Annotated in this window: 21 protein-coding genes and 2 pseudogenes; 18 read left to right on the top strand and 5 right to left on the bottom strand. The window is 70.8% G+C overall.

Features of this window, described 5'->3' with window-relative positions; all coding sequences use genetic code 11:
* The 9 genes and pseudogenes from VFA06_RS01190 to VFA06_RS01150 all read left to right on the top strand — a co-directional run.
* A pseudogene (locus VFA06_RS01190) lies at positions 1–476 on the top strand (hypothetical protein); the annotation flags it as partial.
* Between the two features lie 214 nt (positions 477–690).
* Positions 691–1686 carry an aldo/keto reductase gene (locus VFA06_RS01185; protein WP_324838447.1) on the top strand — a complete coding sequence of 332 codons (996 nt, stop codon included), beginning with the start codon at positions 691–693 and terminating at the stop codon, positions 1684–1686.
* A gap of 85 nt (positions 1687–1771) precedes the next feature.
* On the top strand, positions 1772–2356 hold the full coding sequence (locus VFA06_RS01180) for a TetR family transcriptional regulator (protein WP_324838446.1): 585 nt from the start codon (positions 1772–1774) through the stop codon (positions 2354–2356).
* A 107-nt stretch (positions 2357–2463) separates the two neighbouring features.
* Positions 2464–2937: a hypothetical protein gene (locus VFA06_RS01175; RefSeq protein WP_324838445.1), complete on the top strand. Its 474-nt coding sequence runs from the start codon at positions 2464–2466 to the stop codon at positions 2935–2937.
* A gap of 122 nt (positions 2938–3059) precedes the next feature.
* Positions 3060–3530, top strand: a complete 471-nt coding sequence (locus VFA06_RS01170; protein WP_324838444.1) for a MerR family transcriptional regulator — start codon at positions 3060–3062, stop codon at positions 3528–3530.
* Positions 3527–4462 carry an aldo/keto reductase gene (locus VFA06_RS01165; RefSeq protein WP_324838442.1) on the top strand — a complete coding sequence of 312 codons (936 nt, stop codon included), beginning with the start codon at positions 3527–3529 and terminating at the stop codon, positions 4460–4462. Before VFA06_RS01170 ends, VFA06_RS01165 begins: the two co-directional genes overlap by 4 nt.
* 259 nt (positions 4463–4721) lie before the next feature.
* The gene (locus VFA06_RS01160) at positions 4722–6065 is read left to right on the top strand and encodes an AI-2E family transporter (protein ID WP_324838441.1); all 1344 of its coding nucleotides are present in this window, start codon (positions 4722–4724) and stop codon (positions 6063–6065) included.
* 60 nt (positions 6066–6125) lie between these two features.
* Positions 6126–6845 carry a LysE family translocator gene (locus VFA06_RS01155; protein ID WP_324838440.1) on the top strand — a complete coding sequence of 240 codons (720 nt, stop codon included), beginning with the start codon at positions 6126–6128 and terminating at the stop codon, positions 6843–6845.
* 11 nt (positions 6846–6856) lie between these two features.
* Entirely contained in the window at positions 6857–7045 is a 189-nt protein-coding gene (locus VFA06_RS01150; RefSeq protein ID WP_324838439.1) for an SPOR domain-containing protein, read from the top strand.
* Here VFA06_RS01150 and VFA06_RS01145 read toward each other — a convergent pair.
* Positions 7000–8133: a CaiB/BaiF CoA-transferase family protein gene (locus tag VFA06_RS01145; protein ID WP_324838438.1), complete on the bottom strand. Its 1134-nt coding sequence runs from the start codon at positions 8131–8133 to the stop codon at positions 7000–7002. The two genes, VFA06_RS01150 and VFA06_RS01145, sit on opposite strands and share 46 nt — an antisense overlap.
* 61 nt (positions 8134–8194) lie before the next feature.
* Between VFA06_RS01145 and VFA06_RS01140 the strand changes: the two genes are divergently transcribed.
* The 5 genes from VFA06_RS01140 (at position 8195) to VFA06_RS01120 (ending at position 15308) form a co-directional block, all read left to right on the top strand.
* On the top strand, positions 8195–9283 hold the full coding sequence (locus VFA06_RS01140; protein WP_324838437.1) for an AraC family transcriptional regulator: 1089 nt from the start codon (positions 8195–8197) through the stop codon (positions 9281–9283).
* A 149-nt stretch (positions 9284–9432) separates the two neighbouring features.
* Positions 9433–10635: an acetyl-CoA C-acetyltransferase gene (locus tag VFA06_RS01135; RefSeq protein WP_324838436.1), complete on the top strand. Its 1203-nt coding sequence runs from the start codon at positions 9433–9435 to the stop codon at positions 10633–10635.
* A 71-nt stretch (positions 10636–10706) separates the two neighbouring features.
* Positions 10707–12893, top strand: coding sequence for a 3-hydroxyacyl-CoA dehydrogenase NAD-binding domain-containing protein (locus VFA06_RS01130; RefSeq protein ID WP_349260004.1), 2187 nt, complete (start codon positions 10707–10709; stop codon positions 12891–12893).
* Between the two features lie 137 nt (positions 12894–13030).
* Entirely contained in the window at positions 13031–13882 is an 852-nt protein-coding gene (locus VFA06_RS01125) for an isocitrate lyase/phosphoenolpyruvate mutase family protein (RefSeq protein WP_324838434.1), read from the top strand.
* Between the two features lie 376 nt (positions 13883–14258).
* On the top strand, positions 14259–15308 hold the full coding sequence (locus tag VFA06_RS01120; RefSeq protein ID WP_324838433.1) for a LacI family DNA-binding transcriptional regulator: 1050 nt from the start codon (positions 14259–14261) through the stop codon (positions 15306–15308).
* Between the two features lie 93 nt (positions 15309–15401).
* On the opposite strand, the gene VFA06_RS01115 is transcribed toward VFA06_RS01120, so the two are convergent.
* Entirely contained in the window at positions 15402–16208 is an 807-nt protein-coding gene (locus tag VFA06_RS01115) for an alpha/beta hydrolase (RefSeq protein WP_324838432.1), read from the bottom strand.
* Between the two features lie 123 nt (positions 16209–16331).
* Here VFA06_RS01115 and VFA06_RS01110 point away from each other — a divergent pair, with 123 nt between their 5' ends.
* Entirely contained in the window at positions 16332–17198 is an 867-nt protein-coding gene (locus VFA06_RS01110) for an Fpg/Nei family DNA glycosylase (RefSeq protein ID WP_324838431.1), read from the top strand.
* Positions 17199–17314: 116 nt separating this feature from the next.
* On the opposite strand, the gene VFA06_RS01105 is transcribed toward VFA06_RS01110, so the two are convergent.
* Positions 17315–18364, bottom strand: a complete 1050-nt coding sequence (locus VFA06_RS01105; RefSeq protein ID WP_324838430.1) for a ScbA/BarX family gamma-butyrolactone biosynthesis protein — start codon at positions 18362–18364, stop codon at positions 17315–17317.
* Between the two features lie 240 nt (positions 18365–18604).
* On the opposite strand from VFA06_RS01105, the gene VFA06_RS01100 reads away from it, so the two are divergent.
* The gene (locus VFA06_RS01100; protein WP_324838429.1) at positions 18605–19228 is read left to right on the top strand and encodes a ScbR family autoregulator-binding transcription factor; all 624 of its coding nucleotides are present in this window, start codon (positions 18605–18607) and stop codon (positions 19226–19228) included.
* Positions 19225–20106, top strand: coding sequence for an NAD(P)H-binding protein (locus VFA06_RS01095; RefSeq protein WP_324838428.1), 882 nt, complete (start codon positions 19225–19227; stop codon positions 20104–20106). The genes VFA06_RS01100 and VFA06_RS01095 overlap by 4 nt, the downstream gene beginning before the upstream one ends.
* Here the strand turns inward: VFA06_RS01095 and VFA06_RS01090 are convergent.
* On the bottom strand, positions 20076–20759 hold the full coding sequence (locus VFA06_RS01090; RefSeq protein WP_324838427.1) for a helix-turn-helix domain-containing protein: 684 nt from the start codon (positions 20757–20759) through the stop codon (positions 20076–20078). The two genes, VFA06_RS01095 and VFA06_RS01090, sit on opposite strands and share 31 nt — an antisense overlap.
* Positions 20760–21031: 272 nt before the next feature.
* Here VFA06_RS01090 and VFA06_RS01085 point away from each other — a divergent pair, with 272 nt between their 5' ends.
* A complete protein-coding gene (locus tag VFA06_RS01085; RefSeq protein ID WP_324838426.1) occupies positions 21032–22969 on the top strand; it encodes an AfsR/SARP family transcriptional regulator in 1938 nt (645 codons plus the stop codon).
* Positions 22970–23055: 86 nt separating this feature from the next.
* Here the strand turns inward: VFA06_RS01085 and VFA06_RS01080 are convergent.
* A pseudogene (locus tag VFA06_RS01080) lies at positions 23056–23298 on the bottom strand (2-oxoacid:ferredoxin oxidoreductase subunit beta); the annotation flags it as partial.

The raw sequence follows: 23298 nt of genomic DNA, 5'->3' as shown, positions 1-23298 counted from the left end.
GCGACCGCGGATTCGACGGCGGCCGTCCGCAGCGCGGGTTCGATGGTGCCCGCCCGCAGCGTGGCTTCGGCAACGACGAGCAGCGCTCTGAGAACCGGCGCTTCGAGGGTCGCGACGGGCAGCGCGGCGGCTTCGAAGGACGCGGTGCCGAGGGACGTGGCCCGGAAGGGCGCGGGTCGGAGGGGCGCGGCTTCCAGGGGCGCCAGGAGGGACGCGACTTCACCGAGCGCGGCGGCCGAGACCAGCGGTTCGAGCGGCGTGGCTTCGAGGGTCGCGGAACCGGCGGCCACGGTTTCCGGGACCGCGGACGCGACGAGCGCGGCGGCTTCGACCGCAACCGCGGCACGGGCTCCTTCCGCCAGGATGGCAAGCCCGGACAGCGCGACGACCGGTACGGCCAGCAGGGAGACCGCCGGCAGTTCGGCGGGCGTCCCGGCCAGGACCGCGACCGTGCGGCCCGGCGGCCCTCGAACTGAGGCTGGTGAGTGAGTCCCCGGAGACGTCTGCGGAGGACTCGCGCACTGCCACCACGGCGTTCTAAGCCGAACCGGAACCCCGCAGCCTTCGGGTTGTGGGGTTCTGCGCGTTCCAGGCCCGAAGCTACTGACAAAATTTGAAATCTGTCATTCAATAGCTGTACGGTGTCAGTGTAAGGCGCGCAAGAGCGCGTCCCGGAGCGGGAGTGATGACATGAACAAGCGTCAACTGGGAACCACCGGCCCGCAGTCCTCCGAGCTCGGCCTCGGCATGATGGGCATGTCTGCGCTGTACGGCGCCGCCGACGACGCCGAGTCGATCGCCACCGTCCACGCCGCCCTGGACGCCGGGGTGACCCTGCTGGACACCGGCGACTTCTACGGCATGGGCGACAACGAGCTGCTGCTGCGCGAAGCGGTGCGCGGGCGCAACCGCGAAGACTTCCTGATCAGCGTGAAGTTCGGCGCCCAGCGCGCTCCGGACGGTTCGTGGCTCGGCTACGACGCCCGCCCGAACGCCGTCAAGACCTGGCTCTCCTACTCGCTGCGCCGACTCGGCACCGACTACATCGACGTCTATCGCCCGGCACGGCTCGACCCGAATGTGCCGATCGAGGATACGGTCGGCGCGATCAAGGAGATGATCGACGCCGGGTACGTGCGGCACGTCGGCCTCTCGGAGGTCGGCGCGGACACGATCCGGCGCGCGCACGCCGTGCATCCGATCGCGGACCTGCAGATCGAGTACTCGCTGTTCTCTCGCGGCATCGAGGCGGAGATCCTGCCGACGGTGCGCGAGCTGGGCATCGGCATCACGGCGTACGGCGTCCTGTCCCGCGGTCTGCTGTCCGGGCACTGGTCCGCCACCCGCCCGACGGACCCGACCGACTTCCGCGCGCACTCGCCGCGCTTCCAGGGCGAGAGCCTGGAGCGGAACCTGGCGCTGGTCGAGGCGCTGCGCAAGGTCGCCGCGGACAAGGGCGCGACCGTGGCCCAGCTGGCGATCGCGTGGGTCGCCGCGCAGGACGAGCTGATCGTGCCGCTGGTCGGCGCCCGGCGCCGGGAGCGGCTGACCGAGGCGCTCGGCGCGCTGGACGTCCAGCTGACGCAGGCCGAACTCGCCGCGATCGAGGCCGCGGTTCCGGCCGGGGCGGCCAGCGGCGACCGGTACGCTGCGGCGCAGATGGCGATGCTCGACAGCGAGAAGTGAGCGCGGCGGACAGGCCGCGAGGATGTCTGATGCCCCGCCGCGACCCTCGTGCGGTCGCGGCGGGACGAGGAGGAGGCCCGCAGCGATGGCGGCGGAAACGTTGACCCGGGATCGGGTACTGGACGCGGCGGAGGACACGCTGCGGCGGTTCGGCCCCGGCAAGACCACCGTGGTGGACGTCGCGCGGGCGCTGGGCGTGAGCCACGGCACGGTGTACCGGCATTTCGCGTCGAAGGCCGATCTGCTGGACGCGGTGCTCGGGCGCTGGCTCTCCAGGATGAACCCGCCGCTGGCCGCGATCGCCGCGGAGGACGGGCCGGCCGCGGAACGGCTGCGGCGTTTCCTGCTCACGCTCATGGGGTTCAAGCACGAGAAGGCGCGCACCGACCCGGATCTGTTCGCCGCGTACGGGCTGGTCTCCGCGGATGCTCGAGCCGTGACCGTCGAGCACGTCGAGGAGCTGAACGCGCTGGTCGCACGGATCGTCGCGGACGGTATGGAACGGGGTGAATTCGCGCCCGGCGATCCGGCGCAGGTGGCGCGCGCCGTCTGGGCCGCGACCACCCGGCTGCATCACCCGGCGCACGCCGCCGACTGGCTGACCGAGCCCCCCGAGGCAACGTTCGAAGCCTTATGGAAGCTGTTGCTCAACGGACTCTCCGCACGTTGATTTCCGCAGGCCAGAAGCCATTTTTTCGTCGCCAGGAACGTTTGTTCGAAGCGGTGGAGGGTAGGTATCAGAAGTCAGCGACGGAACCACCGGGGAGAGGTAATTCCGTGACCGACAAGGGCTTCGAGGACGGCGGGCGGGCAGCCGCGAAGAAGGCGGGCTGGGTGCGGGTTCGGCTGACCGCGCCCCAGGAGACGAATGGTCCGCGCGGAGTGTCGCTGACCGAGGGTGAGCTGGTGCTGCGCGCCGACCGGGTGGCGGTGGACGAGGAGAACCTGGTCTTCCTGTGCGCCGACGAGGTGGTCTTCCGGCTGGACCGGCGCTATTTCAGCGCGCTGACCTGGTTCGTGGACCGGCCGACCTTCGGCGAGTGGCTGCGCTCCCGGCGCAAGCAGTACCCGAACTCGCACACGCGCTGGTCGCAGGATGAGCGGGCCCGGCTGGCCGAGGAGGTCGGCTCGGGCTTCGGCTGGGAGCGGATATCGGATCTGCATGGACGCACCATCCACGCGGTACAGCGCGAAGCGGTGCGTGACGGTCTGGTCGCCGCCGAGGCATTTCCGCGTCCTGGGGTCGGGTAACGGCGCAGGCCGCGACTCAGTGAATCGGCTAAGACACCATTCGGTGCCTTAGCGCGTAGGACGTCGGTAGGCGCGGTGTTCTGCTTGACCTGGAGCGCGCTCCAGGTCGCAGACTGCTGTGCATGAGCACGACGACCTATTCAGTTGGCGAGGTGTCGGCACGCACCGGTTTCAGCGTCGACACCCTGCGTTACTACGAGCGGCTCGGCCTGATCGAGCCGGTGGAGCGATCGGTCGGCGGCCGGCGGAGGTACCGGGAGGAGGACGTCGGCTGGCTCGACTTCGTCTCCTGCCTGCGCGATACCGGCATGCCGGTCGAGCGGATGCGCCAATTCGCCGAGCTGTGCCGCGACGGCGAGCACACCGTGCCTGAGCGGGTGGAGCTGCTCGCGGCGCACGGGCATCGGGTCGAGGCGGAGATCGAGGCGCTGCGCACGAAGCTGGAGGCGATCCGCCACAAGATCCAGTACTACGAGGGCGTCCTCGCGCTGCGCGATGGCCAGGGGCCGGATCAGCGCGGCGCGGATCAAGGCGGATCGGATCAAGGCGGGTCGCAAGCCGGGGAGCCGAGCGAGGAAGGACGACGGGCATGAGGTATCGCGAGTTCGGCACGACGGGGCTGACGGTCAGTGAGGTCGGGCTCGGCGCCTGGCAGTTGGGCAACGCGAAGGACTGGAACGGGCCGGACGAGCAGGAGTCGCTGGCCATCATCGGCGCGGCGCTCGACGCCGGGGTGACCTTCTTCGACACGGCGCCGAACTACGCGGCCGGTCGCAGCGGCGAGTTGCTCGGCCGCGGGCTGCGCGGGCACCGGGACGAGGTGGTGGTGTGCACCAAGTTCGGGCACACGCCGCAGGGCCCGGACTTCGCCCCCGAATCCCTGCGCGGCTCGGTGGAACGCAGTCTGCGGCAGCTGCAGACGGACGTGATCGACATCCTGTTGATCCACAGCCCGCCGCCGGAGCTGTACGACGGCCGGCGCACACCGCACTACGAGCTGCTCGAAGATCTCAAGCGGGAAGGGCTGATCCGGGCGTACGGCGCGTCGCTGGACTGGCCTGACGAGATCGACACCGTGCTGGAGACGACGCGGAGCAAGGCGCTGGAGGTCTACCTTTCCGTCTTCCACCAGGAGCCGTGGGAGGCGATCGAGCGCGCCGGGTCCGCCGGAGTCGGCAGCGTGGTGAAGGTGGCGCTCGAGTCCGGTTGGCTCGCCGGGAAGTACGACGCCAACTCGGTCTTCTCCGACGTGCGCGCCCGCTGGACCCCCGAGCAGCTGCAGCGGCGCGCCGCGCTGACCGCCCGGTTCCTCGAACTGGTGCCGGAGGGCTGGACGCCGGTGCAGACGGCGCTGCGGTTCGTGCTCGCCAACTCGGGCGTCGCGACGGTGATTCCGGGCACGAAGAGCATCGCGCAACTGGAGACGAGCCTTCGAGCCGCGGACGGCGACTTGCCCGAGGACGCGCTCGCGGGGCTCCGGAAACTCTACGCCGAGCAGATCGCGGGCGATCCGGTCGGCTGGTAGACGGCTGGTATACGGCGACCGACGCCGGTACGACAAATCGCGCGTTCACGCCGGAGAGCACGGCCGCTGGCTATCCTGGAGACATGGGGCCGACGGATCAATGTGTTGCGCTATGAACGAGCGCCCTGATATCCGTGCCTCCGGCCGGCCCGCCGACCGGGCCCGCAGGGCGTTTGAACAGTACCGGCCGGGATACCTGCTTTGAAACGGTCGGGGCGGTCCGAGCGGGCGAGGCGAGTGGGGATGTGGCGGTGCGCAGGTGAGTAGCCGGCCTCTTCGCCCGCGCCGTGGCGACGGCTCCGATCCGGCGGACTCCCGCGGCGCGGCGAAGGGCACTGCCCAAGGCGCCGCCAACTCGGGCTCCGCGACGCGTTCGAGCTCCACCAAGAGCGCCGCCCCGAAAAACAGCGCGTCCAGTGCCAACGGCCGGGTCTCCGGCACCGCGTCGGCCAAGTCGCGCTCGACCGGCGCGCTGGCCGGCACCCGGAATCTGGCCAGGCAGCGGGCGCTGGCGGAGAACAACGCGGACGCCCTGGTCAACCTGCGATTTCGACTGGCCGCGGCGTACTCGTGGCGGATACTGGTCATCGGCGCGGCCGTCTACTTCGCGTACCTGCTGTTGTTGCGGTTCCAGCTGGTCGGGGTCGCGGTGTTCCTCGCCCTTGTGTTCACCGCGCTGCTGCGGCCCTCGGTCAACATCATGTCGCGCTGGGTGCCCCGCTCGCTGGCAGTACTGGTCTCGATGGTCGGCAGCATCGCGGTCATCGGCGGAATCTTCACGCTCGTGGGCACGACGGTGGCGAACGAGAGCAGCAACCTCGGCCACGAGTTCAGCGGCGGCCTGGACCGGATCGAGCGCTGGCTGGAGGGCTCGCCGTTCCACGTCAACCCCTCCGCGCTGACCGACCTGCAAGGCAAGGTCAGCTCCTTCATCTCCAGCCACCGCTCTACGCTGATCAACCAGGCGCTGAGCGGGGCGAGCCGCGCGGTGGAAATCCTGACCGTGCTCGCGCTGGCGGTGTTCTGCTCGATCTTCTTCACGCATTCCGGTGAGCAGATGTGGCGCTGGTTCACCGTCCAGCTGCCCGGCGATACGGGCTCGACCTGGGACCGGGCCGGGCGCGCGGCGTGGAGCACCTTCTCCGGCTACACGCGCGGTGTGATCATCGTGGCGGCGACCAACGCGGTGATGGTCGGGATCTCGCTGTACATCCTGAAGGTGCCGCTCGCGCTGCCGCTCACGCTGCTGGAATTCTTCGCCTCGTTCGTCCCGTTGGTCGGTTCGCCAGTGGCGATGGCGGTGGCCACGGTGGTGGCCCTAGCCGGGCGCGGCGTGGTGACCGCGATCATCGTGCTGGTGCTGATCGTGGTGTTCGGCCAGATCGAGGGGCACGTGCTGCAGCCGCTGGTGATGGGCTGGGCGGTACGTCTGCACCCGGTGGTGGTCGCCGTCTCGGTGATCGCCGGCACCATCGCGGCGGGACTGCTCGGAGCGGTGGTGGCAGTCCCGGTCGTGTCGATTGGCTGGTCGGTGGTGCGCGAGTTGCGCACCGAGCCGGAACCGGACGCGGAAGTCGACGTCGGGGCGCCCGACGAACCCTGACATCGCGGGCAGGAAAAAAACCGTGGCGGTGAAACGGCGGGCCGGTCTTAGCATGGCGGCGTGATAGCAGCCGACCGCATCCTGCCGTTCCTACTGACGGCGATCGTCATCATCCTGGCGCCCGGCCCTCAGGTGCTGTTCGTCGTCGGGCGCGCGCTCGCATATGGCAGGCGGACGGCGGTCTCGACGGCGGCAGGCGGAACCTTCGGCGCGTACGTGCAAGCGATCCTGGTCTCGCTCGGACTCGGCACGCTAGTCGAGCGGTCGGCGGTGGTCTACGCGGCGCTGAAGCTGATCGGTGCCGCATATCTGGTCTTCCTCGGCGTCAGGGCGTACCGGCACCGGCACGCGCTCGGCACGAGCCTGCGGGAAGGCGCAGAGAAAGGCGCGGAATCGGTCGAGGGCACGGCGGAAGACGAGCGCGGCGATGGGGCCGGCCGGCCGGGAGCGCGATCGGGCAAACCGGTTACCGGTCTGCGCGCCGCTCGGCAGGGCGTGTTGGTGGGGCTGACCAACCCGAAGGCCGCGGTGTTCTTCGGCGCGATCCTGCCGCAGTTCGTCGACCGGGCGCGCGGCGCCGTGCCGCTGCAGATGATCCTGTTCGCGACGATGTTCTCGACCATGGCGCTGATCTGCGACAGCAGCTGGGGCCTTGCCGCCGGGACCGCGCGCGACTGGTTCGCCCGCTCGCCGCGCCGGCTCGCGATGGTCGGCGGAGCCGGAGGGCTGGCGATGGTGGGCCTCGGCGTCGGGATCGCCGTGACCGGCCGCAAGGACTGAGGCTCACGACGTTGACCGAGCCGGATCTCGACCAGCCGTGGCGCGTTATCCGCCAGGACGACAACGGCAATCGGTACCTCGTCGGCCGCCACCCGACCCGCGAGGAGGCCGAGCGCGTGATCGCGCGGCTCGAGGCCGGCGGGCACAAACAGCTTTACTGGATCGAGGGCGAGCCGGAAGCTCCCGTAGCGGGCCAGTAGTCGTCGAGCCGGGCGACTTGGTGCGGCGGGGTTGGCGGGTCCGCGGCCGGCGTCCGTGAGAAGCGCGGCGCGGGAGCGGGCTGAACGTGCCCGGCCACCTTCGTGAAGGTCCCGCGCGCGATGTTGTGCGGATGTCCGGACGCCTCCCAGGGCGTCAACACCGGCGTCACGCAGGCGTCGGTTCCGGCGAACTCCTCCGCCCACTCGTCACGTGCTCGCGACGCGAAGGCTTGCGTGAAGAGGCGCCGCATTTCCCCCCACGTCGTGCGATCGAGCTGCCGGGCCGGATCGATGCGGTCCGCCAGCCCCAAGCGGTCCACGAGCTGTGCGTAGAACTGCGGCTCCACCGCGCCGACCGCCACGAACCGGCTGTCGGCACACGTGTAGGTCGCGTAGAAGGGTGCTGATCCGTCGAGCAGGTTCTCTCCGCGGCGCTCCTGCCAGAGGCCGCGGGCCCGCAGGCCGTGCAGGATGCCGGTGAGCATCGCCGCGCCGTCGGTCATCGCCGCGTCCACGACCTGTCCGCGTCCTGACCGCTCGCGTTCCACCAGCGCTGCCAGGACGCCGACCGCGAGCAGCATCCCTCCCCCGCCGAAGTCCGCCACGTAGTTCAGCGGCGGCGACGGCGGCCCGTCGAACGGTCCGAGCGGTTCCAGCGCGCCGGCGATCGCCAGGTAGTTGATGTCGTGGCCCGCGCGCGATGCCAGCGGCCCGTCTTGTCCCCAGCCGGTCATCCGCGCGTAGATCAGCCGCGGGTTGCGCTTCAGGCAGTCGTCAGGGCCGAGGCCGAGCCGCTCCATCACCCCGGGACGGAAGCCCTCTACCAGCACGTCGGCGCCTGCGGCCAGCTCGAGCGCGGTCTCGACGTCCCGCGGGCGCTTGAGGTCGAGCGCGGCGACGGACCGACCGCGGTCGAGCGGGTCGCCGGGATGCGGTTCGGCGGTCAGTCCCCGGTCGGCCGGGTTCGTGATGCGCAGAACGTCGGCGCCGAGGTCGGAAAGCAGCGTGCAGGCGAAGGGGGCCGGGGCGAGGGAGGCGAATTCCAGGACGCGGATTTCGGCCAGCGGGCCGGTCAGGCCAGTCGTCATGCTGCGAGCTTAGAGGGCGCATTTGGGCGGCAACCGATGCTGATTACGTACGATTCGATCCGTGAGCGGTGAGCACGCTACGCGGGAGAACGGCGCCCTCGAGCCGATGGGTTTCACCCGGTGGGCTGCCGCACATCACGTTCGCGCGGCGTTGGTCGGAGCGCGGCGACGGGGTGTGGACGTGGCGCCGCTGCTTGAGCGCGCCGGAATCGAGCCTGAGGTGCTGGCCGACGGGAATGGCCGGGTCCCCGCCGCGCAGTTCGTCGCGTTGACCAAGGCGCTGTGGGCCGCGCTCGACGATGAACTACTCGGACTGTGCTCGGGGCCGCTGCGGGTCGGCACCTTCGCGATGATGGCGCACGCCGTGGTGCATTGCAGCCCGGATCTGCGCACCGCCGTCCGCCGCGCCGACCGGTTCTACCGGCTGTTCCCGGCCGGGCCGCGCTTTTCGCTGTCCGAGCGCGACGCGGTCGCGCGGGTGGAGTTCGATCTGTCCGACTACGACGACCCGGACCGGTTCGCCGCGGAGTCGCTGCTCATCGTCTGGCACCGCTCGGCCTCGTGGCTGATCCGCCGCCGGATCGGGCTGCACGAAGTCGAACTCGGCTATCCCGCGCCGCCGCACGCGCTCGAGTACGGCCTGCTGTACGGCACGACCTGCCGGTTCGACGCCCCGGTCACCGCGGTCAGCTTCGATCGGGCGCTGCTGGACCAGCCGGTCGTGCAAGATGAGGCGGCGCTGCGGGCGTTCCTGCGGCGCGCGCCCTGGGACATCCTCGCCCGGATGGACTACGGGCAGGAGATCTCGGCGCAAGTCAGGCGGCTGCTGAACCAGGCGCTCGGCGAGCCCGCGGTGCTGCCGGGCCCGGAGCAGATCGCGGCCCGGCTGGCCATCAGCCCGCAGACGCTGCGCCGCAAGCTGGCGGCCGAGCAGACCAGCTTCCAGCGGGTGCGCGATCAGCTGCGGCGGGATGTGGCGGTCTCTGCGCTGGTGCGCGGGGATACCTCGATCGAGGAGCTGTCCGAGCGCCTCGGATTCTCCGAACCGAGCGCGTTCCACCGGGCCTTCCGCCGCTGGACGGGCGCGACGCCGCGTACGTATCAGGGCTCCTATCAGGGGACGCGTCCCGACGCCGCCGCGCCCCTGTGACCCGCTGCGCTCTCCCCCTGCCCTCTGCCGTCTGCCGCTGACGTGCGGACGACCGGACCTCTAGAAGCGCTAAAGCATCCGCTGCGGTCAGGAACACTGAGCGGCTGGGTCATGCGTTTTTGTAGGCCACCGCGCCTACCGTGACAGGTATGACCGATGCACTGATCTTCGATGCGGTACGCACACCGCGCGGTAAAGGCAAGCGCGGGTCGTTGCACAGTGTGAAGCCGGTGTCCCTCGCCTCGGGGCTGTTGCGAGGGCTGGCCGACCGCACCCACTTGGACACCTCCGCCGTCGACGACGTGGTGTTCGGCGTCGTGTCCCCGGTCGGCGAGCAGGGCTCCGACATCGCGCGGATCGCGGTGCTGGCCGCGGGCTGGGACCAGAGCGTGGCGGGGGTGCAGCTCAACCGGTTCTGCGCCTCGGGCCTTGAAGCGGTGAACATGGCCGCCGCGAAGGTCGCCTCGGGCTTCGAGGACCTGGTGGTGGCCGGCGGGGTCGAGTCCATGTCGCGGGTGCCGATCGGTTCGGACGGCGGCGCCTGGATGGCGGACCCGGAGACCGCGTTCGCGGTGAGCTTCGTCCCGCAGGGCGTGTCCGCCGACCTGATCGCGACCCTGGAGGGCTTCAGCCGCGCGCAGGTCGACGGCTTCGCGGTGCGCAGCCAGGAGAAGGCCGCCAACGCGCAGGACAAAGGCTACTTCGAGCGCTCCATCCTGCCGGTCGTGGACCAGAACGGCACGGTGCTGCTCGCGGCGGACGAGACGATCCGCCCGGAGACCACGCTGGCCGGTCTCGCCGCGCTCAAGCCCTCGTTCACCCTGCCCGGGGAGTTCGGCTTCGACTCGGTGGCGATCGACCGCTACCCGCAGGTGGAGCGGATCGACCACGTGCACCACGCGGGCAACTCCTCGCAGATCGTGGACGGCGCGGCGGCGGTACTGATCGGCAGCCGCGAGGCGGGGCGCCGGCTCGGGCTCAAACCGCGGGCCCGCATCGTGGCGACCGCCTCGATCGGCACGGAGCCGACGATCATGCTCACCGGCCCGGCGCCCTCGGCGCGCAAGGCGCTGGACCGGGCCGGGCTCGCGGTCGACGACATCGACCTGTTCGAAGTGAACGAGGCGTTCGCGGCCGTGGTGATGAAGTTCTGCCGGGATCTCGGCGTGGACGAGGAGCGGGTCAACGTCAACGGCGGCGCGATCGCGCTCGGGCATCCGCTCGGCGCGACCGGGGCGATGATCCTGGGCACCCTGCTGGACGAGCTTGAGCGCCGCGACCTGCGGCGGGGGCTGGCGACGCTGTGCGTCGGCGGCGGTATGGGCGTGGCGACGATCATCGAGCGGGTGTGACTGTGAGCCAGAACACTGAGACCCAGGACGACGCCGAGCGGAACGAGGCGAACAGCGCTGCGGACGGCGAAATCGCGCAGGAGGCCGCGGGGATCCGCTACTCCCGCGACGCCGAGGACATCGTCACGCTGACGATCGACCAGGACGGCCCGGTCAACGTGATGAGCGCTGCCTTCCGGGCGGACTTCGCCACGGTCGTCGGCCGGCTCGAGGCGGAACGCGACTCGATCCGCGGCGTGATCGTGACCTCGGCGAAGAAGACGTTCTTCGCGGGCGCCGACTTGCGCGAGCTGGTGCGGGTGACCAAGGCCGACGCGGGAGAGTTCGCGCGCGAGGTCGAAGTGGTCAAGTCGCTGCAGCGGCGGCTTGAGCGGCTCGGCCGGCCGGTGGCGGCCGCCGTGAACGGCAGCGCGCTCGGCGGCGGCCTTGAGATCGCGCTGGCCTGCCACCACCGCGTCGTGCTCGACCGCGACGACGTCCGGCTCGGCTTCCCCGAGGTCACGCTCGGGTTGATCCCTGGCGCGGGCGGCGTGGTGCGCACGGTACGCATGATGGGCGTTCAGGCGGCGATGCCGCTCATCGTCGAGGGCAAGCAGCTGCGCCCGGCGGCCGCGCTGAAGGCGGGATGGGCCGACGAGCTCGCATCAGACGCCGACGAGCTGATGGCGAAGGCCCGCGCTTGGGTGCTGGAGCACCCGGATGCCGCACAGCCGTGGGACGCCAAGCCCGGTGCCGTCGGCGTCAAGGATCTCAAGCCGATGGATCCGAACTCGTACAGCCTGCTGGCCGCCGCGACCGGGGCGCTGCGCAAGCAGACCCACGGCACGATGCCGGCGCCGGAGAAGGCGCTGGCCGTGATGGTCGAGGGAGCGCTGCTGGACTTCGACACCGCGCTGGCGGTCGAGGGCAGGTACTTCACCGAGCTGGCCACCGGGCAGATCGCGAAGAACCTGATCAGCACGTTCTTCTTCCAGCTCAACGAGGTCAAGGCAGGCGGCTCGCGGCCGTCCGGTCACGAGAAGCACCGGACCGCGAAGGTGGGCGTGCTCGGCGCGGGGATGATGGGCGCGGGCATCGCGCAGGTCACGGCGGTCGCAGGGATCGATGTCGTACTCAAGGATGTCAGCGCCGAGGCGGCTGAGAAGGGTAAGGCCACGGTCGCCAAGCAGCTCGACGCGCAGGTCGCCAAGGGCCGGCTGAACGCGCAGCAGCGCGACGCCGTGCTCTCCCGGATCGCGGCCACGACCGACTACGCCGACCTCGCGGGCTGCGACCTGGTCATCGAGGCCGTATTCGAGCAGCGCTCGGTGAAGAACGAGGTCAACGCCGCCGCGCAGGCCGCCGCCCGTCCGGATGCGGTGATCGCGTCGAACACCTCCACGCTGCCGATCACCGGCCTGGCCGAGGCGGTGCCGGATCAGGGCCGCTTCATCGGGCTGCACTTCTTCTCCCCGGTGCCGAAGATGAAGCTGGTCGAGATCATCCGCGGCGCGAAGACCTCGGACGCGACCCTCGCGCGGGCCTACGACTACGTGCTGCAGATCGGCAAGACCCCGATCGTGGTCAACGACTCGCGCGGCTTCTACACCTCGCGCACCTTCGGCACGTACATCAGCGAGGGCGTCAGGTTGCTGGCTGAGGGCGTGCCCGCGGCGCTGATCGAGAACGTGGCGAAGAAGGCCGGCCTGCCGGTCGGACCGCTGGCCGTGCACGACGAGGTGAGCCTCACCCTCTCCCTCAAGGTGCGCGACCAGACCCTCGCCGATCTCAGCGAGGCGTCAGAGGACCCTGAGACGGCGGCCAGGATCAAGGAACTGGAGAACGACCCGGCCTTCCGCGTCATCGAAGAACTCGTGCGCGACCACGAGCGGCCCGGCAAGGCCGGCGGCGCAGGGTTCTACGACTATCCGGCGGACGGCCCCAAACGGCTGTGGCCCGGCCTGGCGGAGCGCTACGGCAGGCCGGACGGCGGCGGCGTAAGCGAACAGGACCTGCGCGACCGGCTGCTGTTCATCCAGGCGGTGGAGACGATCCGCTGCCTGGAGGAGAACGTGCTCACCTCGATCCGGGACGCGAATCTGGGCTCGATCTTCGGCATCGGGTACCCGGTGTGGACCGGCGGCACCGTGCAGTTCGTCAACGGGTACGGCGTCGAGGAGTTCACCGCGCGGGCCGACTACCTGGCCGACCTGTACGGCGAGCGATTCCGTCCGCCGCGCCTGCTGCGGGAGAAGGCCGCCCGCCGCGAGTCGTTCTGATCCTCCGTTTGCGACCAAGTGCGGCCGCGCCGGGTCCCGGGACCGGCGCGGCCGCGCACGTTATCGGCGATGCGCTGCGGGACGTCGCCGTCCGTTTTTCGTTGGACGCCGAAGCGTCCGGCTGATGGACTGCCCGTATGACGACGATCAACGACAAAGCAGAGCAGTTCCACGCGCTGCACCGGCGCGGCGAGCCGGTGATTCTGGCGAACGCCTGGGACGTGGCCAGCGCGTGCGTCGTGCAAGACACGGGAGCCAAGGCGGTCGCGACGACGAGCGCCGGAGTCGCGTGGAGCCTCGGCGCCCCGGACGGCGACCGTCTCGACCGCGAGAGCGCGCTGGCGCTGATCGCCCGGGTCGCGCGGGCGGTGCACGTGCCCGTCACCGCCGACATCGAGGAAGGCTTCGGCGCGACCCCGGCCGACGTCGCCGAGACGGTCCGCGGCGTGCTGGCCGCGGGCGCGGTCGGCGTCAACATCGAGGACGCGCTGCACGTTCCGAGCGAGGACGGCCCGCTGCGTGCCGTCGCGGATCAGACACGGCGGATCGCGGCGGCGCGACAGGCGGCCGAGGCGGCAGGCGTGCGGCTCTTCATCAACGCCCGCCTCGACACCTACCTGCTTTCCGTCGGCGACCCGGACGAACGGCTGGAGGCGACCCTCGAGCGCGCGGCGGCTTACGTGGCCGCCGGAGCGAGTGGCGTGTTCGTGCCCGGCGTCGTGGACCCGAAGACCGTCGCGGCGCTCGCGGACGGCATCGAGGCTCCGCTCAACGTGCTGACCGGACCCGGCGCTCCCCCGATCCCGGAACTCGCCGCCCTCGGCGTCGCCCGCGTCAGCCTCGGCTCGTCGATCGCCTCCGCGGCGTACGGGCTCGTGCAGCGGGCCACTCGTGAAGCTTTCACGACAGGGACGTACGAGGCGATCAGCGCGCCGCTCGATTACGCGACACTCAACAAGCTGATCGCGCAGAGCGTGCGAACGCAGTAAGAGGCAGGTCAGCGGGGTTTCGCCGCCGAGTCGCGGCGCGTGCGCGGACCAAAGCGAGGCAGATCGGGTGCTGCCGGCCGGTCGGCTCGATGCAGAGTGCGGCTGCATCGAGCCGGCCGACCGGGACCCGGTCGGCGGGACCGCGATACGGTGCGGCCCGGAGGCCGTGAGGCTGATCGACGTGCGGGTCGGGGCCTCGTCTCGGGCACTGGGCTCTTTCGGTGCCGGTTCTGCGAGTTTCCGGTTCGTTGCCGAACATTTCGGAACCTCGCTCGAATATTATTGCCGATTTACGACGGGCCACAAGAGGGCGTCCGGCCCTCGCCTTCGGGGGCGGGCGGTTCCGCCAAGGTGCATTGGCGTTACCATGCCTGCCATGAGCCCAGCAGAGGTCACGTCACAGCAGGGGGGACCGTCCGGCGACGGTGCGGCGACCCTGGCCGAAATCGCCCGAGCGGCCGGAGTGTCGACTCCGACAGTTTCGAAGGTGCTCAACGGACGCGCCGACGTCGCGCCCTCCACGCGGGTGCGCGTCGAGGAGTTGCTGCGCCAGCACGGATACAGCCGGCGGCGCGGCAGCGGGCAGCCGTCCGCGCTGCTGGACCTGGTCTTCCACGAGCTGGAGAGCCCGTGGGCGATGGAAGTCATCCGCGGGGTGGAGAACGTGGCCCGCGACACCGGCCTGCACGTCGTGCTCTCCGAGTCGGCCGGGCGGCTAAGCCCCGGGCAGACCTGGGTGGACGGGGTGCTGGCGCGGCGGCCGACCGGCGTGATCCTGGTGCTCAGCAACCTCGATCCGGGCCAGCGCGCCCAGCTGACCAGTCGCGACATCCCGTTCGTGGTGATGGACCCGGCCGGCGACCCCGGCGAGGACGTGCCCTCGGTGGGCGCGACCAACTGGCACGGCGGGCTGGCGGCGACCCGGCATCTGATCGAGCTTGGCCACCGGCGCATCGGCGTGATCGGCGGTCCGGGCCGGATGATGTGCAGCCGGGCCAGGATTGACGGCTACCGCGCCGCGATGGACACCGCCGGCCTGCCGATCGATCCGCAGTTGATCCGGGAAGGCGACTTCCACCACGAGTCCGGCTACTCGCTCGGTCTGGAGCTGCTGCGGATGCGCGAGCGGCCCACCGCCATCTTCACCGGGAACGACCTGCAAGCGCTCGGCCTGTACGAGGCGGCGCGGGAACTGGGCCTGGTCATTCCGCGGGACCTGAGCGTCGTCGGCTTCGACGACCTGCCGATCACCCGGTGGATAGGACCGCCGCTGACCACGGTGCGCCAGCCGCTGACCGAGATGGCCGAGGCGGCGGCCCGGCTGGTGATCGACCTGAGCCGGGGCAAGCGGCCGAACGCGCTGCGCGCGGATCTGGCCACCCGGCTGGTAGAGCGCAGCAGCACGGCGCCGCCGCCCGAGGCGTGACCCCGGCCGCGCCGCCGGGTCACGTCACGCACCCGCGTTCGAGCGGGCCACAGAAACTTTCGAACAGATCACCGAAGGACGCTCGAGCACGCCTCAGCCGCTGAGGAAGTCGGCGGCCCGATCACCCCAAGTCTGCACGTCCGCGCGGTCCGGCGAGACGTGCAGGCTGGAGTTCGGCATCACCTCGCGCAGCCGCTGCGCGGTCGAGACCGGATGGCCCTCATCCCCAGCCCAGGCCAGGATCAGCGTCGGGTGAGTCAGGGTACGCAGGATTTCCGGGTCCGGCAGATCCGAGGCCGCCGAACCGCGCATCACATGCGGATAGAGGCGCTCGGGGATGGCCGGGGGCGGCAGCGGGTGCGGGTCATCGGCGTGCACCGGAGGCGGCGGCACGTCCTTGGTCACCTCAAGAACGAAGTCCAGGCCACGGCTCTCCACCAAGTCTGCGATCGTCCGATTCGCCTCCGCGAGCGCGACGCGGGTGTCCCAGGCGGTCGGCGGGATGACCAGAACCAGGCGGCCGAAGCGCTCTGGCCGTTCGAGAGCCGCGTAGAGCAACGTGCCGCAGCCCATGGACGCACCCATCGCGTCCACCGGCTCCGGCCCGGCGAGCCGGTCCGCGACGGCGAGAAGGTCACCGGCGAGGCGCGACCAGATGTAGTCGGTGAACTGGGGCCGGCCGGTGGACTCGCCGTGGCCGCGCGCGTCGTAGCGGATCAGGCGACGGCCGGAGGCAACGATGGGCGACCAGTCGTTGAGTGTGTACTGCGGGTCGTTCACGCGGCTGAGACTCAAGCCGTGCGCGTACACGACGGCACGGCCGTGGCCGACCTCTTCGCAGGCGAGGACGGCGTCACCCACGTCGAGGGTCCGCTGCTTGGTCTCGGGCGTCTGGCTCATGGTTCTCGCAATCCGGTGGTCGGACTCTGATTGTTCCGCGCCCGGCCGACGTACTCGACCCGCCCGCAGCGCGGCCGCCGCGCAGGAGTGGACCGGGTCGCACGGGGCGCGCAGACTGGACGGGTGCCTGAGCTTCCGGAAGTCACCGCGCTGGCCTCGTTCCTGACCGAGCGCGCCAGCGGGCTCGCGGTCCAGCGCATCGACGTGGTCGCGTTCTCCGCGCTCAAGACCTTCGACCCGCCGATCTCCGCGCTGGCCGGCGCCACGGTGCGCGGCGCCGAGCGGCACGGCAAGTTCCTCGCGGTGAAGATCGGCGAGAGGTACCTGGTGTGCCACCTGTCGCGGGGCGGATGGCTGCAGTGGCGCGACACGATGCCGACCACGCCGGCGAAGCCGGGCAGGGGGCCGCTCGCACTGCGCGTGCATCTGGAGGGCGAATGCGGCTGGGATCTGACCGAGGCCGGCACGCAGAAGCGGCTGGCGGTGTACGTGGTGCAGGACCCGATGGAAGTGCCGGGCATCGCGCGGCTGGGGCCTGACGCACTCGACCCTGAACTGGACGTCGCCACGCTCGCGGCGCTGCTGGCCGATCGGCGCAAGCAGATCAAGGGCCTGCTGACTGAGCAGACCACGATCGCCGGCATCGGTAACGCGTACAGCGACGAGATCCTGCACACCGCGAAGCTCTCCCCCTTCAAGCTGACGTCGAGCTTCACTCCGGAGGAGGTGGAGCGGCTGCACGCGGCGATCCGCACGGTGCTCAGCGACGCGGTTAAGCGCTCGGTCGGCCAGCGCGCCGCGACGCTCAAGGAGGAGAAGAAGACCGGCCTGCGGGTGCACCGGCGTACCGGCGAGGCCTGCCCGGTCTGCGGGGACACCATCCGCGAGGTCAGCTTTTCCGATTCCGCGCTGCAGTACTGCCCGACCTGCCAGACCGGCGGTACTCCGCTGGCCGATCGGCGGCTGTCGAAGTTCGGCATCCGGACCTGAGAAGCCGCTCGCCCCGGCGGATTGCCGAGCCGCAGCGGACTCGGCAAAGCCGTCGGGGCGAGAATCAAATCGCAGTCACCGGAACGCATCTGTTACCGGATCAGGAGCCGCATTCGTCAGACGAAGCTGCGGCAGGAACACCAACCGACGGCCACCTGTCGGTCCGACTGGGTCAGTTCGACTCGCACGCGTACCGAACCGTCAGCCTCCGTATCCTCGATGATCGCACGCACCGAGGTCGGCTCGCTGAGTTCGACGTAACGTTCGAATGTGGCCTTGAGACGGACCATCACAGTGCGTTGCGGATAGAGCATGCAGTGCGCGGCCTGACGCATCGCCTCGATCAAGGCCATACCGGGTACGTGGTCGACCGGGTGGTCGAAGAGCACCGGGTGCGCGGTGTCGCACCTGAGGAGCCAAGTGTCGTCGGCATCGGTGCGGCTGAGCACGACGTCGGCGCGGGCGTCCTTGCCGACGAGGGCGGGAGAAACCGGCTCGGGCAGTGGGGCTGGATCGGCGGGCGGCGAGACGGCCCCCGCGCCGCCGCGCAGCCTGCGATATGCAGCCGGTGATATGCACTGGAGTTCGCCACGGCCGATGCCGACGGGCTCGAGTTCCAAGCCGCGGCGCAGCACCGTGGTGATTTGGAAGCCGAGCAGCACGTCCTTGCGAAAGCGCACGTCCGTGCAGATCGCGGAAAGGATCAGGTCCGTCGGCGTGCCCGCGCAGACGAGTCCAGCCGCGGTCACCTCGTAGCTGAGGTTGCGCATCAGGGCCGCGTGCGCGAGCGGTGCCTTGTAGCCGACGTGGCTGATGAGCAACCCCGCCTGGCGCACCGTCTCGGCGAACAGCAGCGGATCGTGGACACCACGGGCGGTGCGGTAGAAACTGTGACCGCGGGGCCACTGGGCAGCGAGCAGAAACGTGTCCGGCCGACCGTCCTTCGCGAACCCGGTGAGCAGCACCTCGGCTACCGAGGCGCGGTGTACGAAGCGGCGCGGGACCGGCTGTTCGAAGAAGTTGGACGCCGTGGCGGCGGCTGAACCGGCCACGGCCTCCGGAGCCGCCTGCGCGGCGGTGTCGGTGGTCGCGGTGGTTGCGGTGAAGGAAGTGGAGCGTGTCGAGCCCGGTGCCGGTTTGTGCGCGTCTTGCAGTGAACCGATCATTGCAGGAGCCCTCCCCGAGGACGCCCTGGCTGGCGTCGATACCAAACAAACCTACCAGTAGGATTGTTTAGTCGGCAAGGGTCGAGTTTGCCTTCACAGCCCTGGTCGGACTGGGGCAAAGCGAGCTATCGTCTGTGGTAGCAGGCAGTTCTCCAGGGGACGTTACAGGGACTACCCCGCGGTGATACCGTCTGTGTGGTTTTAGTTCCATTCGAACCAGCGCGAAGGCCGGGGAACGTCATGGCACAGCAGGAACGAGCGGTACGCACTCGCGAGGCGGTCATTCTGGCGGCCGCCGAGGCCTTCGCCGACGCCGGCTTCCTGGCGACCAGCATGGCCGACATCTTCGCCCGCGCCGGGGTCACCAAGGGCGCGCTCTACTTCCACTTCACCTCGAAGGAGGAGCTGGCCTTCGCCATCATCGACGCCGAGGAGGAGGCCGCCGCCGAGCTGATCGGCAGCGTGATGGCGACGGACACCCCGCCGCTGCAGAAGCTCATCGACATCTCCTTCCGCTGGGCGCACCTGATCCAGAACAACCCGGTCGTGAAGGCCGGGGTGCGGATGATCATCGAGCAGGGCACCTACAGCCGTCCGATGCCGCTGCCGTACGACCAGTGGCAGGAGCTGACCTCGCAGCTGCTCGCGCAGGCCCAGGAGCGCGGCGAGCTGGAGCGCGGGGTCGACGTGCGGATGATGGCGGAGTTCATCGTCTCCTCGTTCACCGGGGCGCAGGTCGTCTCCCAGGTGGTCTCCGGCCACAAGGACCTGATGCAGCGGGTGGAGCGGATGTGGCAGCTGCTGCTCAAGGGCCTGCTGCCGCAGGGCAATCCGGTGGTGTTCTTTCCACGCTTTGAATCATGATCCTGGTCACGGGGGCATCGGGAACAGTCGGCGCGGCGGTGGCGGGCCGGCTTGCCGCGGCCGGATTCCCGCTGCGACTGGTCGCGCGGGATCCGAAGCGGATCGCCGTGCGCGGCCCCGGCGTCGAGGCGGCCGCCGCCGATTTCTCCGACCCGGCGGCATTGGCGCGGGCATTTCAGGGCGCTGAGCGGGCGTTCATCGCGACCAACGATCCGCTGCGGCCGGAGCAGGACGAGAACCTGGTTGCGGCGGCCGCGCGGGCCGGCGTCAAGCACGTGGTGCGGCTTTCGGCGCTGACGGTGACCGACGCGGACGCCGACGATCTGATCACCTGCTGGCATCGCGACTGTGAGCGACGGCTTGAGGCCTCGGGACTGCTCTGGACCTTCGTGCGGCCGCGTTCCTTCATGTCGAACACCCTGGGCTGGGCCCGGTCGCTGGTCGACGGCGTGGTGCGCGCTCCGTTCGGCTCGGCGCGGGTGGCCTGCGTGGATCCGCGGGACGTGGCCGAGGTGGCCGTCAGGGCGCTGACCGAGCCGGGGCACGAGGGCCGCGCGTACTCGGTGACGGGTCCGGCCGCGATCAGCAGCGCAGAGCAGGCACAGCAGCTCGCTGAGACACTGGGGCGGCAGCTGTGGTTCGAGGAGATCTCGCTGGAGCAGGCGCACCGGGATCTGACGCGGCGTTACCCGCGGCCGATCGCCGACGCGCTGGCGCAGCACCTGCGCCGTCGCGAGGCGAACGCGAAGTGCCAGGTCGAGCGCACCGTCGAACTGGTGACCGGCAGGCCGGCGGCCAGCTTCCGCACCTGGGCCCGCGACCACGCGGCGGTGTTCCGGTCGATCGCTCAGCCGGAGCCGGTGCCGGAGGGCTCGTAGCGCTCCGCCTCGCCGGAGTCGATCAGACCGGGCAGCAGCAGCCGCCAGACCGAGGTGAGCGTCTCCTGCCCGACCAGCTTCGGCGAGCGGCGGAAGAGCAGCTCGAGGCCCGTGAGCACGCAGGCGAGCGGGTCCTTGCCGAGGCTCGGCCGTTCTGCCGCGGCTGAGTCCGACGGCGGGCGCTGCGCGGGCAGCGTGCCGAGATCAGGACTCGGCGACGCGGCGTCCGCGGCTCCCGGCCGGCGCAGCACCTCGTCGACCACGCCGGCCCAGTCCAGACTCAGGCCGACGCGTCCCGGGTGCAGGTCCTCGTCGGTGCCCAGCCGCAGTCCCGCGCGCAGGACCTGGTCGTCCGCGAGCCGCCCGACCAGGGCGTGGCTCAGGTCGATCAGGATCTGCAGCGGCAGCTCTGCGGTCTGCCGCCGGCGGGCGTGCTCCAGCAGCCAGTGCACCGTGTCGGCGGCCTCGTTGACCACGGCGAGCGCGAGGTCCCGCTTCGAGGCGAAGTGGAAGTAGAGCGCTCCCTTGGTCACGGTGGCCAGGCGGGTGATCTCACCCAGCGGGGCCGCGGTGAAACCGTCGCGTTCGAAGACCGCGGCGGCGGCGCGGATGATCGCTTCCCGAGTGCGCTCGGCCCGCTCCTGTTTGATCATGTGCTCACTTCCGGTTCCACGCACGCCCTTCGCTGGACGCGTTCGCACGGACTGCGGCTTCAGAGAAGCCTGCGTCGACAGTAAACCATACCATCCCAGCGGTTTTTGAGTACAGGCTTGCCGCAATGCCTGGTTAAACGGAGTCAAGCCCGATGGCAGCGCCCTCGAACGGGTTGCCGATCCCGGCTGGCCATGCTAAAAACCACACAGCTGGTTTTTTTCTGGCCGACCAGTCACGGCGGCCGGTTCCTCGGGGACGCGAGGTGGGGACGGTGCAGTTCGCAGTACTCGGACCGATCGAGGTCCGCGACGATCAGGTCGACGTCACCCCGCCCGCCGCTATGCCGCGCCGGGTGCTCGCCACCCTGCTGCTGCACGCGGACCAGGTGGTCCCGATCCCCACGCTGATCGAGGAGCTCTGGGACGACGAGCCGCCGCGCCTGGCCCGCAAAACCGTGCAGACCTACGTCTACCAGCTGCGCAAGGCGCTGGCCTGCGGTCCGACCGGCGGCATCCGGCAGCTGCTGGAGACCAGGCCGCAGGGCTACCGGATCCTGCTTGAGCCCGGCGAGCTGGACCTGCGGCTGTTCGAGCAGCGGGCCAGGACCGGCCGCAGCGCGCTGGCCGCCGGCGACGTGGGCAACGCGGCCTCCTCGCTGCGCGAGGCGCTGTCGGTGTGGCGCGGCGACGCGCTGACCGACCTGGTGCCTGGCCCGGTGCTGTCCGCCGAGGCGAGCCGGCTCGAGGACGCGCGGCGCGGCGTGCTGGAGCAGCGGGTCGAGGCGGATCTGCGGCTCGGCCGGCATCGGGAACTGATCGGTGAGCTCAAGGCCCTGATGATGCGGTATCCCGGGCACGAGGAGTTCTGCGCGCAGCTGATGGTCGCCGCCTACCGCTCGGGCCGCAGGGACGAGTCGCTGGCCGCCTACGACCGGCTGCGCCGGGTCGTGGTCGAGCAGACCGGCCTCGAGCCCTCGGAGCGGCTGCGCCGGCTTCAGCACGCGGTGCTGGTGGACTCGCCGTCGCTCAACGCGCCCGAGCCCGGCGCCGCTCCCCCGCCGCTGCGCGAGCCGCCGGCGGAACTGCCGCCCGGGCCGGAGCAGATCATCGGCCGCACGCACGACCTGGCGCTCATCGGCGCCGCGCTGCGCCGCCGGCCCGCGACCGCCTCGCCCGGCCTCGTGGTGGTGGCCGGCGCGCCGGGCACCGGAAAGACGGCGACGGCGCTGTTCGCCGCGCACCGGCTGCGCGAGAAGTTCCCCGACGGGCAGTTGTTCGCCGCGCTGCACGGCGATGCGGGGCGGCCGGTCGATCCGCTTGCGGTGCTGCAGGGCTTCCTGCGCTCGGTGTCCACGGAGGAGCCGCCGCCCGCGCTGGAGGCGGCCGCGCGCCGCTTCCGCAGCTGGACCGCCGATCGCAGAATGCTGATCGTGCTGGACGACGCGGCCTCGGCCGCGCAGGTGGCCCCGCTGCTGCCGAACGGCCGGGGATGCAGCACCCTGATCACAAGCCGGCGGCTGCTGCCCGGACTGCCCGGTGCGGCGCTCGTGCGGTTGGGCGGGCTCGACCCCTGCGACGCCTTCCAGCTGCTCTCGCAGCTCATCGGCGAGCCGCGGGTGCTGCGCGACCCGGAGGCCGCGCTGGAGCTCGCGGAGCTGTGCGACCGGAACCCGTACGCGATCCGGGTGGCCGGGGAACGCCTGGCCGCGCGCCCGCTGCTGGGCCTGCCGGAGCTGGCCGAGCGGCTGCGCGGCGAGGAGTGGCGGCTGGGCGAGCTGAGCATCGGCAGCCTGGACGTGCGCACCCACCTGCTGGAGGCCGGCCGGCGGCTGGACCGCGAGGAGCGCGCAGCGCTGCGGCAGTTGGCCCGGCTCGGTTCGGCCAGCTTCGACCTCACCCAGGCCATGGCGGCGCTCGGCGCCGACGAGCGCACCACGCGGCGCCTGCTCAACAGCCTGATCGAGGCGCAACTGGTGGAAGACACGGCCCTGATCGACGGCCCGGCGGCCGGTGGCGAGGACTGGCCGTGGAGCGGCCGGCGGTTCCGGCTGCCCACGCTGCTGCGGCTGGCCTGGTCGGATGCCCGGGCCTCGGAGACCGAGGCGCCGCGATCGAGGCGGCGCGGAGTGCTGTGCCGGACCGCGGCCAGGCCGCATCAGAGCCATACAGTCAGACTGCTGCGTTACCGCTGTGTCGGCATTCGGCCGTAACCGAGAGCGTGCATCGCCTGACGAGCGGCCCGATACCGCTCCGGCAAACGCTCCCGAAGCAGGGGTGCCGCAGATGATTCGTTCGCTCATGTACGCGGCGGGACCTGCCAGGTGTCGTTGCCGGTGAGCAGGGTGGTCAGGTCGCCCGGGCCGCGGGCGGTGGTGGCCTGGGTCAGTTGCGCGGCCAGTTGCTGGTCGTAGCTGGGGCGGGTGGTGTGGCGCAGGACCCCGATCACGGTGCCGTCCAACGTGGCCGGGTCGGCCAGGCGGCTGAGGGCGAAGGCGTGTTCGGGGCCTTCGGCGTGGGCGTCGTGCACGAGCGCGGGGCG

The sequence above is a fragment of the Actinocrinis sp. genome, from assembly GCF_035653575.1.
GTDB lineage: Bacteria > Actinomycetota > Actinomycetes > Streptomycetales > Catenulisporaceae > Actinocrinis.
The sequence above is the reverse complement of the archived record's forward strand: the minus strand, read 5'-3'. Positions and strand labels throughout refer to the sequence as shown.

Bases quoted from the DNA above. Each gene is read 5' to 3' on its own strand.
- VFA06_RS01100 (WP_324838429.1), top strand. From the start codon at position 18,605: ATGGCACAGCAGGAACGAGCGGTACGCACTCGCGAGGCGGTCATTCTG.
- VFA06_RS01165 (WP_324838442.1), top strand. From the start codon at position 3,527: ATGAGGTATCGCGAGTTCGGCACGACGGGGCTGACGGTCAGTGAGGTC.
- VFA06_RS01120 (WP_324838433.1), top strand. From the start codon at position 14,259: ATGAGCCCAGCAGAGGTCACGTCACAGCAGGGGGGACCGTCCGGCGAC.
- VFA06_RS01095 (WP_324838428.1), top strand. From the start codon at position 19,225: ATGATCCTGGTCACGGGGGCATCGGGAACAGTCGGCGCGGCGGTGGCG.
- VFA06_RS01115 (WP_324838432.1), bottom strand. From the start codon at position 16,208: ATGAGCCAGACGCCCGAGACCAAGCAGCGGACCCTCGACGTGGGTGAC.
- VFA06_RS01105 (WP_324838430.1), bottom strand. From the start codon at position 18,364: ATGATCGGTTCACTGCAAGACGCGCACAAACCGGCACCGGGCTCGACA.
- VFA06_RS01180 (WP_324838446.1), top strand. From the start codon at position 1,772: ATGGCGGCGGAAACGTTGACCCGGGATCGGGTACTGGACGCGGCGGAG.
- VFA06_RS01145 (WP_324838438.1), bottom strand. From the start codon at position 8,133: ATGACGACTGGCCTGACCGGCCCGCTGGCCGAAATCCGCGTCCTGGAA.
- VFA06_RS01125 (WP_324838434.1), top strand. From the start codon at position 13,031: ATGACGACGATCAACGACAAAGCAGAGCAGTTCCACGCGCTGCACCGG.
- VFA06_RS01185 (WP_324838447.1), top strand. From the start codon at position 691: ATGAACAAGCGTCAACTGGGAACCACCGGCCCGCAGTCCTCCGAGCTC.
- VFA06_RS01090 (WP_324838427.1), bottom strand. From the start codon at position 20,759: ATGATCAAACAGGAGCGGGCCGAGCGCACTCGGGAAGCGATCATCCGC.
- VFA06_RS01170 (WP_324838444.1), top strand. From the start codon at position 3,060: ATGAGCACGACGACCTATTCAGTTGGCGAGGTGTCGGCACGCACCGGT.
- VFA06_RS01135 (WP_324838436.1), top strand. From the start codon at position 9,433: ATGACCGATGCACTGATCTTCGATGCGGTACGCACACCGCGCGGTAAA.